The following is a 13,578-nucleotide window of genomic DNA, read 5'->3' as shown; positions in this document are numbered from 1 at the left end:
GCCGACCAAGGTTAACTTCGCCGGCTTTTCCATTTGGCTTTGAGCTCGCTGTAGCTTGGCAGGATGGAGGAAAAAATCACCAGTCCTATGCCAATATACACCACAATGCTTAAGTGCTCATCCAAGAACCACCAACCAAACAATGCGGCAAAAATAAGGCCTGTGTATTCCACTGGGGCCATTTGACTGGCATCGGCGCGCCGATAGGCGTGGATGATGAGGTAGGTCATACCAATATAAAACAGCCCTAAGGTTAAGCCAACTTGGGCGACGGGCAGGCTAAAGTCGGCACCCTCGTACCAAGTTGCCGGTATCAGAAAAACCATCGCAAAGGCATTAGACCAAAAGAGTGTTGAAAAGGGATGCTCATGGGTTGAATATGCCTTCAAAATCAGGCTGTTGGTTGCCGAAGTCATGGCACCAAAAAAGGCTAGACCGATATAGAGGTTAAATTCTGTCGGTTGGCTTATCAGCAAAATGCCCGTAAAACCAATAATCCCCGCAACGGTGCGACGATAACCAATACGCTCATTTAAAAAGAAGGCGGACATCAGCAACAGTAACAATGGGGAGGTATAAATCACTGCCGTCACGGTTGCGAGAGGCAAGTGTAATACGGCCAGCATAAAGATGGCATTGCCTAGCCCAATCAACAGCGCTCGGCTTAAGTGCACCTTGTAGAAGGGGCTTAACTTAAGGTTCCCCTGTAGGCGCCAGACAAAGGGAAGCACCAAAAGCGTGGCAAATAATTGGCGATAAAGCACAAGTTGAAATACGGGCGCATTGGTTTCAAGCAACTTAACCAATAGGTTGCCGCTGGCAATCAATAATTGTGCAGCTAAAATCATCAATAATGGTGCCATAGGTATCCAAGTGAACGTCTGATATTGAGGCTAAGGTGTTGTCCCTTAAGTTAACGACTAAAATATCATCATAAGGCACCCAATTGCCGACTAATTTAGTCTAATCAATTGTAAAAAATAAAATGTAGTCATAAAGTTAACACTTTAAATTGATTTTCTGCGTGGAACGAGACGCTGGTATATAAACTTAGATACCTATGAGTAAACCTAACTTGCAACATTTTTGGTGCTTTTTGCTGCTTCTTTGGACATTTAGTCCGTTTGCCCATAGCGCTGAAATTGCGTTGGATTCCCCCTATTTATTCCATGCCGATGCGAAACAGCTCCCTCCCGAGCATTTTAATGACGTGACCCAGTGGATGGGGCAACTTGAGGAGGCTCGGTCAGTCAGCCTTGCGGGCGGTGACTATTGGATGGTATCACCCGTGATGGTCAATAGTCGTCAAAGCCATTGGGTGGTGGATGCCAGTAATTCGATTGTGGAATCCGTTGATTATTGGTTACTTGGCAGTGATGGCTCAGTGCAAACGGCCCATAGTGGTTACTATGCGCCCTATGAATTTTTATTCGATTACGGCCGTAAAGTGCGGCTGAATATGGGGACCGATTATTGGTTAGTGACTCGGCTCAGTAGCCGCTATTATTCCTCCGCGCCTGAATTGGCGATAGAGTCGGAAGAAGTGCACCAGTTAACCAACGACCGTGTGGCCATGGCGATACTGATTTGTTTAGGGGGATTGCTCTTTATCGCTCTATACAATCTACTGATTTACATCTCTATTTTTGATAAAGCCTTCTTATACTATGGTCTTTATGTATTGACCTATTTTGGTGGCTGGGCACTGACCTTCCATTTACCGGCGCATCTATTTAACTTCCATCAGCTTGAATTACATCATCTGTTTTTTATCAGCTTGCCGATATTTAACATCATGTTCTACAAGCACTTCTTACAGTTACCTAGCTATTCGCCTAGATTATGGCGGCTTAGCCAATATTTATTAGTCGCGTGTATTTTAGCCTTGCCGACCAGTATTTGGTTATTGCCCTATACCGCGATTATTGCCTCTGTCTTAATCATGCTGTGGATTGCGTTAGCGATCACCTGTGGCAATGTGTGCTTGATGAAAGGCTTTGCCCCCGCGCGCTATTTCATCATGGCCTTTAGTTGTTTGCTGTTGCCTGCGGTGATTATCTTACCGGGCAATATGGGGATCACCCCTGATTTTATTGAACATGCCGAGTTTGCGACACTACTGGGTGGCACTGTGGATGCTTTGCTGTTATCTCTTGCGTTAGCGAATAAGCTCAAACTGTTGGCCGAAGAGCGCAAGGCCCACATTGAAGAACTCGGTATCGCTTGGGAGAAGGCCAGACTCGATGGTTTAACTCGAGTCGGTAATCGTTATGCCTTTGATGAATATATGAATTCGCAATTAACCTTTGCCGATAAGGTTGTACAACCAACGGCCTTGGTGCTGCTTAATGTCGACAGCCTTAAAATGGTGAACGATACCTTAGGGCATCAGGAAGGAGACCGTTTACTGCAAAATCTAGTGCAGTTTTTGCAGGCGACCAATATTGCTCACCTTAAGATTTACCGGATCAGCGGCGATGAGTTTGTGCTTATTCTGCCTGCAAATGGCATGGGGACCTTAACCAGCAGCTTAAAAGGATTAACGGCGCAATTTGCCGCCGAAGGCTTAAAGGATTGTCAGTTTAGTTTTGGCTTTGCCATCAATAGCGATGTGGCCGAACCCCACGAGTGGCTACGCTGCGCCGACAGCAATTTGTATCAGTCGCGAATGGAAAAGCGCCGCCAGGAATATGCCGATACCCGCGCGGGTGAGATAGTCTCCATTTAAAAGAGTGTCTATTTAAAAAAGAGTCTCGATTTAAAAGACGGCCTATTTAAATTTGAATACACAATATCTAGATAAAAAAGGGGCTGCATAACGCAGCCCCTTATCATTTAGGCGAAGTCTTTTTCGCCTTTGATAATCGCCGGATGGCCGCTGATGGCTTTAGCGGTATGCATACCCGCCATAGTCGCAGCCTCCACACAACCGGCGTTGAGCCCGGTTTTAATCCAATCTCCCGTCATATACAGATTGTCGATACCCGTACCATCCGTGGTGATCCGATATTGAGAGCTGCCTTTCACAGACAGGACGTAACGCTCGGAAGGATCCACATTGGCGCGCCAATATTGGCTATCGAATCGCGCCTCGCCTTGGCGCTGCTGTTCATCGTGCAACCATTCCCAAGGGAAGCTGTCGCCAACCTGTTGCCACAGCTTATGAATTTCTGTATTGAGTTGATTGATGGCGCCGGCCTTGGCTTCGGCGGTTTTGCGCTGCTGGAAACCGATATCGGTGCGTGGTGGATACGCATCCACAGGCAACGCCGAGCAGAAATAACTGGCATTTTTTGGCTCTAGGCCGCGCCAGTCTTCTTTATCGAGCAATTGATCCATTGATGCCCACGTATCGAAGGGTTCGGTAAAGCCTGATAGGACAGGCTGCTCGCCATCCTCAGAATAGTTTGGCCAACCAATACCATTAAGATCTTGATTCATCCACAGTTGATAGGCTTGGGTCGCGACTGTTTGTACTTTGTCGACACAGGTTTTGAACGCCGGACTCTGCGCCATCACCTCGCTCGCCACATGGGGGACTGATCCTAATGACAGACCAAAAATCACTTTGTCGAAGTCCACGCCTTTTTGCAGACGTTTTTTCGGTAGCGCTTGACCAAATTGCGCCTCGTACAGGTTGTCCCAATCGCTCCAGAAGTGCTCCAGATTAATATCATGGGCTTTTAGCAATGCGGCTTGCTCAGGCTCGAGCTGATCGTAATTTGGGGTACTGGGCCAGCAGGCTAAGCCTTTAACATCCACGAGTGGATTGTAGTCTTTAACCGAAGGTGCCAGTGCGACTTGCTCCGTGATTTCAATCGCTTGAATGCTGTTGTTGCGACATTCTAAATTATCGACCCGATTGAAGAAGTGGAAATTAACCCCGCGCCGTTTCAGCACTTCATAGTAGGGGGTAAAGACCACATCGCCCATACCCGCCTGCATTTTCCACATGACGCCGCCTTGATAACACAGGGCGATACGCAGCATGGAGCGAATAATGGTCCCCGCTTCGACATTCGGTTTGTCGAAGTTGCCTTTTTCGTAGGCAAACACCAGATCATAAAAACCGCGTACTGGCGCGCTGTCGACCGTGTATTTTTGGCTGGCGCCATGTTTGGTTAACCATTCGCGGTAATCATAATCGTTGATGGCATCGAAACCCTTTTCAAACACATCATCGGCAAACATCCCTTTTAAGATGGTTAAGCCTAAGTCGACGGCGATATACAGATGGCGTAACTCGTCGTTAGTGTCTAAATGGTCGCTAAAGCGTTTAACTAGCCTTTGGTGCAGGGCATCGACGGCAGACTCGACCAAACCATCGTCACTCTCGCTGTGGACATGCTCATCGCATTCACGGCCAATCATTTGATTAAAATGACATTCGAGCTTGTCACCTAGGGCGTCGAGGGATTCCATCGCATCTTCAACCGAATCCTCTAACTTATCCTTCAGTCGTTCAAACCAGCTGATATCGAGCCAGTTTTTCGGTGTCGCCATGGCTTTTTCATCGGCTTCCAACAGGGAGTCCATGTCCTTTAGCCATTCTTTTATCCAAGCAAAGGCGGCCTTAACTACCTTCCAGAAGGTTAAGGTTTCGGTACCATCTCCAGGGATCCCTGGGAGTGTTGGAAAGGTGATTGGCCAGCTAACGGAGCGGCCATTAATTTCTTCCTGCAGCACAATAAAATTATGGGGTTTGAAGGCATCGAAGAAGGTGGCCAGCGGCGCTTCGGGCGGGCGGTCTAGTTCTTCATAGGCTTTACGCATCAAGGCGCAGGCATTTTGGTAAAAACCAAACCAAATATGCAGGCCATGCTCTTCAATCCGTTGCCCCATCGCGGCATTACGGCCACTTGCGCCCTTGCCGCCGATACGCCAGCCTAATTGATAGACATCAATCTCATATTGATTCTGCCAGCCGGGCCTGTCGGTGAGATAACAGGCGGCGGTCATGGCGGCGACGCCACCGCCAAGAATGGCAATTTTTTGTTTTTTGATTTCCGAGTTATCGACCAGCACTTCGCCCGGTGGCACTTCAAAGTCAAAGTTCACATGGTAGGGCAGTAATACATGCTGCTCGCCGACCTCGACGCCTAGGGTCTCTTTGAGTGGGAAGCTGGCGTTATCAAAAATGGTGGCGACAAAGTCATTTTCCAATAGGGCGACACTGTGCACTTTATTGACTTGTGCGGGCGCCGCGATAATCGCCTGATAAACCGCTTTTTGCCCTGAAGCATCCGGAAACTGTTTTAAAAATACTTGGTCGATGGCAGGCTTAAACAACAAATGAAACAGTTGTTCCTCACCGAGCTTATCCAGCTCTGGAATAAAATCCGTTTGTTCTTTAAAGAGTTGCCAAGTTTGGGCTATGGCTTCTAACGTGGTGAGCTGCGCCTCGGGCTTAGCATTGCAATTCACCTCAATCAGTGGGTGCATGGCAAGTTCAGTGTCAGGGCTAAAGTGTAAGAAGCTCTTTGTTGCCAAGGAGAGGCGAGTTAATGGCTCACCGACCGCGGGCATAGTGTATTCACACAAATACTTGGGATAACCGAATAACTCGCGGCCATTGATCAGGGCCATCGAATCATTTACCCAAATATGCAGCGGCTGAAAATACACATGGCTGATGGCTGTGCTGTTGCTATTGTCTTGGCGACCGACCATGACCCAAGTGATGATGTCGGTTTCTTGGATCCAACCCTTGGCCCTGTCAGTTGGGTCTTCTGAATAGGCTTTCTCGATTTGAGTAAAGGTTGTCAGTACGTAGGGCGACAGTACTTTAAAGTACATGGCGCTTCCGGCCACTTGGTTGAGGGTTTTATCGATGGATCGCTGCAGGTTGGCGAGTTTTCCCTTGAGAAAAAAGCCGTACATATCGGCTTTATTCAACACTAAGGGCGAGTGCATTAACATACTGCCAGGGGGATAGATAAAATCGGGGCGTTGTTTTTCCATGGGATCATCCTTTAAACCCGTTAAGATGTGTCAGGTGGTTTGGTAAACAAAAGGCGTTAATAAACCCTAAAGAGCATAGGGTAAATCAACTCATTAGCCTATTGATTTTACAATTGAATCAAAACGGGAAGGATGAAGGAGAACTTGGACTAACTAGCAAGTTGGAGGTTATCCAACTTGCTGGGATTTGACTGGCTTATTAAAGCTCGAATTTGCTAAGGCAAACGGGTGTTTATCGGTTACTTCGATTTATGCTGATAGAAATCCACCTCTGCATCATCTGAATAACGGCGCTTAGTATCCCTGCGACGTTGTTTTACGCGTTTGTTTTTTTGCTTACCTTTGACGTTATCGCCCCATGGCGCATCATCGTCGTCAAATTCATAGGAGTGTGACATGGTCAAAATTCCAAAAATACCTGTGCCATTCTCAGCACTCGATCTTTTTACCCAAAGGCGAGATTAAGCTAAAGCGAAATATTTAATCACTGATGGTGAAAAGTTTTGTCCAAGAAGGGGCGATACGACTCGATGGAGTTGCGTTAGCGATTTTACCCCGCGGCATAGGGTTTATCTTGATGATTATTAAATGAATAAGTGAAAAAGCACATTCATATAGTATGGAAGCAAAAAGAATGGCACTCAGGGGATGAGTGCCAAGTTCTGATAAAAAATAAGGAGTTAGTGCTAGTGATTACGCTGCATGCGAGCCACAAACATTCCATCTGTGTTGGCCTCGAAGGGCCACACGGTCAACATTTCTGTTTGTTCGCCGGTAAAGGGGTGGCGGATCGGCACTAGGCTGAACTCGGGATGTTGTTGTAAAAAGGCGCAAACCACTTGCTCATTTTCTACAGGCGACAATGAGCAAGTGGCATAGACTAAGCTTCCGCCCTGCTTTACCGCCTTGCTGCTGCGGCTTAAAATATCCAGCTGGAGAGTGGCTTTATCAGTTACGGCATCGAGGCTATCGAGCCAGCGCATATCGGGATTGCGGCGCCATGTGCCCGTGCAGCTACAGGGGGCGTCGACTAATACCCCATCAAAATGGTTGGCGTCGACCGGCAGTGCATCACTGCGCCAGCGTGCAATACTGATACCATCAAACTTTGCCCGCTGGGCACGTTTGCTGAGTTCTTCTAAGGCGTGGGCGCGAATATCCGATGAGACTATGCTGCCCACGAATGGATTGTGCTTAGCCGCGGCCGTTTGCATCAGTGATCGCAATTGCAGGGTTTTTCCGCCTGCGCCACTGCAGGTATCCCACCAGTGTTGCCAAGGCTCTGGTGCACAAATTTGACCTATCACTTGCGAGGCTAAATCCTGGATCTCAATTTTGCCCTCTTTATAGAGTGATATTTCATTGAGATTCATACTCTTAGTGCCAAGGTTTATGGCATCTTCAAAATAGAGGCTGAGGCTCGCATCTATCTCTAGCGCTTGCAGTTGTTTAACAGCCGATTGGCTGTCTATTCCCTGCGCACGTCCCCAAATCGGTGGGCGGCTAGACATGGCTTCGATGAGATGTGGGCGCAGCTCTGCGGCAATCGGGCAGACCTGCCAAAACCATTCGGGTAATAAATCTGTGAGTTCGAAGGACACTTCGGGAAATTGCTGCCGAACCAGTGCTAACTTATCCGTTAAGCTGTTAACGCTAAGGGATTGAAGTTGCTGATAATCAACCGACGATTGGGCGAGCTCATGCCAGGCTTGGGCGATATCCTGCCATGGATGCGCTTCGATTAAGGCGCTCGTACTGAGCATGGCAAACAATTGTGGCGCCTGTTGATGATCGCCCGTGGCTTTAAACCAGCCCCACCAACGGAACAGGCTAAATAAGGATTCGCGGATGACTTTGCGGTCCTTAGAACCGTGCTTTTTATGTTCCCTAAAGTAGTTCGCGAGCACTCGGTCGGCGGGTTGCTTGGTATTTAAAATCTCATCGAACAATAACTTAATGGTATTGGCATAACTTAATCCGCGTTTTTGCGCGAGGGTTTGCGGTTCGATATTCACTGTTGATGCCATGATTGCTGATGATAAGCCGTTTGGATTGCCCATAAAGTTAGCCTGAAAAGGGGCCCGGCCAAGTGACATTCATCCGATGGGATGAATATGGCCAAGCAAATCAATAAGTGGCGCAGAGTGTAGCAGTTTTACGCATCACTAGCAGTAAAAAAGCCCCAATGCTAAGTTGGGGCTTGATGGGAAAAAACGAATGCGGGCGTGAGGAGATGATGACCTACTTAGTCACCATTTTCTGGATTTGCTTAGCACGCTCTTCATCACTCAAAACCGAAGGCGGAGGTGTCACTATGCCTTTTTGGCAAGCGGGACGCAGGGCTAGCTCGTCTAACCAACGTTGTAAGTGAGTGAGTCCTTCCATATTGATGCCGCTCCATTCATGGATGCGCACCCAAGGCCAAGTCGCGATATCGGCAATGGTGTATTCATCACCGGCCAGATACTGATGCTTGGCTAACTGGGTATTCATTACCTCAAACAAACGTCGACCTTCTTTTTGATAACGTTCAATGGCCGCGGGGATTTTTTCGGGGAAGTAACGGTAAAACACGTTAGCTTGACCCATCATAGGGCCGACACCGCTCATTTGGAACATGAGCCATTGAATGACCTGTGAGCGTTTTTTAGGATCGGCAGGCAAAAACTTACCGGTTTTTTCCGCCAGATACAGAAGAATTGCGCCGGACTCGAACACCACAAAGTCCTGGTTATCTCGGTCGATAATGGCTGGAATACGACCATTGGGGTTAATGGCGAGAAACTCAGGTTGTTTCTGTTCGTTAGTGTTGAAATCTAGCTTATGCACTCGATAGTCGAGACCCATTTCTTCGAGCGCGATGGAAATTTTAAAACCGTTCGGGGTCGCGGCGGTATATAAATCAATCATAATTATCCCTTAAGTCTTAACTGGTTAATGCTTAACTTAGGTACCCAATAGGGCATAGCTGCTAGTTTTTTGGGGTGAGCGACACTATCGCAGGGCGCTGGGCCACTGTCGCAAACCATGCCTGAATGTGGGGCAAGGTGTCATCCACTAGAATATCTAAGTTTTTAATAAAGCTAATAAAAACGTATGCAGAAATATCGGCAATCGTAAAGTTATCGCTCGCCACATAGCTTGATTTGGCTAATTGTTGGTCTAAGGTCGGCAGGAAGTCAATGACCCGTTGGCGTGATTCTGCGCCCCAGGCTTCGACACAATTTTCCCTGTCTTTGTAAATACCTGTCAGGTTTCTAAAGGCTTGAAAGCCGACCATCAACCCTTGTAGCTCGATGATGCGCTGCCACATTTCGACTCTGGCACGCTCTAGTGGACTGTTGCCAAAGAGTGATGTTTCACTCGGATGGATTTCTTCTAAGTAGCGGCAAATAGCCACGGATTCACATAGATAGCTACCATCGTCGAGTTCAAGCAGGGGAATACGGCCGTTTAAGCTTTTGGCTTTAAATTCAGGGCTGAGGTTTTCACCGCCGCGAATGTCCACACTCACACGTGGAATGTCGATGCCTTTCTCGGCGAGGAAAATACTCACGCGTCTTGCGCTTGGCGTAGGGGCTAATTCATAAAGCTTCATGCTCTTTCCTTCTGTGAATCTGTAAGTTTGGCCAAACAGGGCTTTAACGGAACGATCGGTTAGTATAGAATTTACGCCATATCTAAACGGTCAGTCAAGAATGTTTTTACCCCGTGATATTCCGTTTAATGCAGGCATCAATCTAGGTTTGGACCATGGCACGCAGTTGTAATTTTGATAGACAAGAAAAGCTTATTCAGGCGATGGAGCTGTTTTGGCGAAAGGGATTTGCCGAGACCTCGATTGCCGATCTGGTCGAACACTTAGGGATTAATCGCTTCAGCTTGTATAACAGTTTTGGCGATAAACAGAGTTTGTATCGCGAATCCCTGCGCTTTTATCTCGACCATTATTCCTTCGGCGCGAAGGAGCAAATTCTGCACGCACAGGCTGGGCTGAGTGAAATCTTGACCTATTTAGCGCGATTTGTGGCCTTGCAGCGTGAGCAAGAGTACGGCTGCTTTATGCAGAATGCGGTGATGGAAAAATGCCTCGACGATGACTGCGTGCAGCAGGAGTGCCAGCGTTTATTCACCCAGTTGCAGACTAATTTCACCGATGTTTTACGCTACAGTCAGCTGCAGGGCGAGTTGCCTCAATCGGTTCAACCTGAGTCGCTCGCGGCTTTTTTAGTGCTTCAATTACAAGGGATTAGAGTGCTAGGCAAGGCGAAGGAGTACGCCCTGTTGGATAATGCATTTAAGGTTTTAAGCGAATACCTTAAGAGTCTCGCATTAACGCCACTTAAGCCCGTCGATGGGAAATAGCGCTTAAGCAAAACCGATAAGCATGAGACCAAGTGAATGCTTGGCCTCGTCAACTGCAAAAACTTACGCAACCACTTATACAGAAACCTAAAAGTCCAACTCGAGGGCGAAGCACAAGTAGGCCATCAATTGACTACAGTGGGCGAATTGTTCGGCGCAGTAGTGGGCGGCATCGGCTTGGCAGAGTCGCTCGAAGGGGATTGGTTTTAGCGCGATAAAGTCCTTACGTTTGAGCTCGTCTAGCATTGGGTGATGCTTATCGAATCCCTTAGGCGGGCGCGTCAAACTATCACCATCCATTACAAATCCATGACTGGTTAATGTCTGTAGCGCCTTTTTATAGCCGTTGGGGTTTTCATCGATACAAGTCCGAATGGCATTCAGCACCTTGGATTCGGGATGCCAAATACCGGCGGCAATAAAACATCCATCCTCGGCAATGTGTAAATACAGCCCAGGTGCATGCACATCCTTACCCTGAAAATGCCGAAACTGGATCCCCACATTGGTCTTGTAGGGCGTTTTGTCGTTGCTAAAACGGCTATCGCGCTGTGGGCGCATTAAGCTGCCACCGACTTTTTTGGCAACCGCCGTTAATCTTGGGGAAATAGCCACAATATCAGGCTGAATTTGCTCGATAAAACGCAGCGCAGGGGTTCTGACCTTACTTTCATATTCTTCCTGATGGGCTTTAAACCAGTCGCGGGAGTTGTTGAGCGCCAGCAGTTTGAGAAAATCTAAGCTGGCGGCCGTAAATGCCAACTCGGTTTGGGGTTGTGCGGTTAGCTTAGTCATGTCCATAAAACCTTTGAGGTGCTTGAGACTGGGATTCCGACCGTTAATCAAAACAGGCTAGTGCGAGTTGAACAAATGCGCGTGGATATTGCAAATTCTTCGAGCATTTCTCAGCAGTTACCATCAGTATGTGATTTACATGTAAAGCTAGGTGAGAATTATTCTCATCTTTGGCTTTGATGCCTATAATGCCGCCCTATTTTTTACACTATGTAACAGGGGATGGGGAGATGGGATATCAACCTAAGAGCAGGATATCAAAAGCAATCATGGGCTGTTTGGGCTTAAGCGTATTACCTGCGTTGCCACTCAATGCCAAGGAAGTATTGGGAGCGCCTAAGGTCGAGCCAATCGAGATATTACAAGTACATGGCCAGCAATACCGCCGAGCGACCACTATGACTAAGCCGGGTGAGGCGATCATCTCGATGGAGCAAATTGAAGAGATGCAAGCGACCACATTTGCTGAGGTCATCGATGATATGGCTGGTGCCCATATTGATGGCGGGACTCGCAGTGGCGGTGAGCGCATCAACCTGTGGGGATTTGGTGAAACCGAAGATTTTAATATTTATGTCGATAACGCCCCCGTGGGATTTGAGCAGTATCGCTATGGGTCGTTCTTCTTAGATCCCGATTTAATCAAGCGAGTCGAAGTGATTAAAGGGGCTCACGATGTCCGTTCGGGTAATGGCGGCTTTGGCGGCTCCATGTATGTTGTGACTAAATCTGCCGATGATTTTTTAACTTACAATCAAAACGTTGGTGCCCGAGTCAAAGCCAGTTACGCCAGTAATAACGACGCCCAAAGCTACACGGGAACGGTTTATGGACGAGCGAATAAACAACTTTCAGGTTTATTGCATGTCACCCGTCGTGATGCGGGGGATGTGACGCTTGCCAATGGTGATGAATTTGAATACTCAGGTTATGAGCAAAATAATTACCTCGGCAAACTGGATTACGAGCAGGGCGACCATCAACTCATGTTGAGCCTGACCCATTATCTTGACGAAGGCCGTAAGCCATGGGCCAATCGTCGCGGACCTATGCCCGCAATTTCTGACTACAACATCCGTAAATATGGCTCCTATGAACAGGCGCTCTATGCCACCACGGCCTACAACACCTATGAAGACAATACTTGGTCGGCGAATTATCGCTATTCACCGAGTAATCCTTTAATTGATACCCAGATAGTGATTTCTCATTCGGCGAATGCGCGTCACTGGATCAGGCCGCCAATCGCGTGGGAAAAGATGACAGTCTCCGTCGGCAATTTCGGTCATGAATCTTGGTTAGATTACAAGCGTGACTACATTGACATCAACAACTTAAGTATTGTTGGGGATCATGAGATCACAACCGGGTTGCAGTTCCGCAGTCTCGATAGGGATTCAATAGTCTTTAACAAAAGTTATGAGAAAAATCCTGAGAAAAACTACGGTTGGTACACCCCTTACTATCAGCCAGAAGGGCGTCAGGATACCTATGCAGTGTATTTGCGCGATGCGATTAGTGTGACAGATGAGCTGACCATCACCCCTTCGCTACGCTATGACTTTATCTACAGCATTGGCCGCCCCAACATTGCCCCCGATTACAACGATATCGAGGCTGGGCACGACTACAGTTCGACCCACCATTCGGGCTTTTCACCGCGATTGGGAATCGACTACCAGTTAACAGCGAATACTCGAGTGAATTTCGATTACGCCTACAGCTTACAAGCGCCAGTGGTCGATGAAATCTATGCGGTGCAATACGCCAAGGCGAGTATTACCGGTACGAGTCGAGATATCGATGTGGAGCGTCTACACGCCTTTAAACTGGGCTTGATGACGCAGCAAACCAGTCTTTTTGCCGCCCAAGATACGCTTTCAACCCAAGTGACTCTATTTGCCAACTTGGGTCGGGACGATATTGCCCAGCGCCGCGGGGCAAAGTCCGACCCAAATCAAGCGATTCAAAGCGGTTACACCAATCTTGACGGCTATGATATCTACGGCGCCGATCTCGAGTCCCAATATCGTTATCAGGATTTCTTCAGTGACTTAGCCGTTTCTTGGTTACAGGGCGAGCACAGGGGAGCGCTCAGAGACAGCCAAGGCGAGGACGAATACCTTGCCAACATTGCGCCGCTGGATATTCGCCTGCGTGTGGGCATGTACATTACGGATGACATCTCAGTCGCTTGGCAGGGTACTTGGTACGATGCGCAGGATAATGTGCCTCAGGGTGATATCTTCAATGCTGAGTCCCCAAGTGAGAATTACTTCTTACAAAATATATATTTAGCCTACGAGCCCCAAGAAACACTGAAAGGGCTCAGCGTGCGGTTAATGGCAAAAAACCTGACTAACCAGCAAGTGACGCCGTTTCTGTCGGATGGTATCCCCGCGCCGGGACGAGATATTAGACTCAGTTTAGCTTATGAATTTTAAGGATTAAATGGCG

Annotated in this window: 10 protein-coding genes; 3 read left to right on the top strand and 7 right to left on the bottom strand. The window is 47.9% G+C overall.

The annotated features are described in order from the left end of the window. Nucleotides 1-11: 11 nt before the first annotated feature. On the bottom strand, nt 12-863 hold the full coding sequence (locus K0H59_RS14485; protein WP_220053522.1) for a DMT family transporter: 852 nt from the start codon (nt 861-863) through the stop codon (nt 12-14). Between the two features lie 197 nt (nt 864-1,060). Between K0H59_RS14485 and K0H59_RS14480 the strand changes: the two genes are divergently transcribed. Continuing rightward, the gene (locus K0H59_RS14480; protein WP_088210604.1) at nt 1,061-2,728 is read left to right on the top strand and encodes a diguanylate cyclase; all 1,668 of its coding nucleotides are present in this window, start codon (nt 1,061-1,063) and stop codon (nt 2,726-2,728) included. A 107-nt stretch (nt 2,729-2,835) separates the two neighbouring features. On the opposite strand, the gene K0H59_RS14475 is transcribed toward K0H59_RS14480, so the two are convergent. From K0H59_RS14475 to K0H59_RS14455, 5 genes are all read right to left on the bottom strand, one after another. Beyond that, nucleotides 2,836-5,961, bottom strand: a complete 3,126-nt coding sequence (locus K0H59_RS14475; RefSeq protein ID WP_220053521.1) for an NAD(P)-binding protein — start codon at nt 5,959-5,961, stop codon at nt 2,836-2,838. A 239-nt stretch (nt 5,962-6,200) separates the two neighbouring features. Beyond that, nucleotides 6,201-6,359, bottom strand: a complete 159-nt coding sequence (locus K0H59_RS14470; RefSeq protein WP_011626757.1) for a hypothetical protein — start codon at nt 6,357-6,359, stop codon at nt 6,201-6,203. 288 nt (nt 6,360-6,647) lie between these two features. Continuing rightward, nucleotides 6,648-8,021 carry an RsmB/NOP family class I SAM-dependent RNA methyltransferase gene (locus K0H59_RS14465; protein ID WP_220053520.1) on the bottom strand — a complete coding sequence of 458 codons (1,374 nt, stop codon included), beginning with the start codon at nt 8,019-8,021 and terminating at the stop codon, nt 6,648-6,650. Nucleotides 8,022-8,202: 181 nt separating this feature from the next. After that, nucleotides 8,203-8,871 (bottom strand): glutathione S-transferase family protein, encoded by a 669-nt coding sequence (locus tag K0H59_RS14460; protein WP_220053519.1) that lies wholly within the window; start codon nt 8,869-8,871, stop codon nt 8,203-8,205. 61 nt (nt 8,872-8,932) lie between these two features. Then, nucleotides 8,933-9,559 (bottom strand): glutathione S-transferase, encoded by a 627-nt coding sequence (locus K0H59_RS14455; RefSeq protein ID WP_220053518.1) that lies wholly within the window; start codon nt 9,557-9,559, stop codon nt 8,933-8,935. Nucleotides 9,560-9,714: 155 nt separating this feature from the next. Between K0H59_RS14455 and K0H59_RS14450 the strand changes: the two genes are divergently transcribed. Then, on the top strand, nt 9,715-10,326 hold the full coding sequence (locus K0H59_RS14450; protein WP_220053517.1) for a TetR/AcrR family transcriptional regulator: 612 nt from the start codon (nt 9,715-9,717) through the stop codon (nt 10,324-10,326). A gap of 87 nt (nt 10,327-10,413) precedes the next feature. Here the strand turns inward: K0H59_RS14450 and K0H59_RS14445 are convergent, their stop codons facing one another. Beyond that, nucleotides 10,414-11,121, bottom strand: coding sequence for a DUF2461 domain-containing protein (locus K0H59_RS14445; RefSeq protein ID WP_220053516.1), 708 nt, complete (start codon nt 11,119-11,121; stop codon nt 10,414-10,416). Nucleotides 11,122-11,351: 230 nt separating this feature from the next. Between K0H59_RS14445 and K0H59_RS14440 the strand changes: the two genes are divergently transcribed. Next, a complete protein-coding gene (locus tag K0H59_RS14440) occupies nt 11,352-13,565 on the top strand; it encodes a TonB-dependent receptor domain-containing protein (RefSeq protein ID WP_220053515.1) in 2,214 nt (737 codons plus the stop codon). Nucleotides 13,566-13,578 lie beyond the last annotated feature (13 nt).

The sequence above is a fragment of the Shewanella sp. FJAT-51649 genome, from assembly GCF_019457435.1.
GTDB lineage: Bacteria > Pseudomonadota > Gammaproteobacteria > Enterobacterales > Shewanellaceae > Shewanella > Shewanella mangrovisoli.
This window is presented reverse-complemented; position numbering and strand designations above follow the sequence as displayed.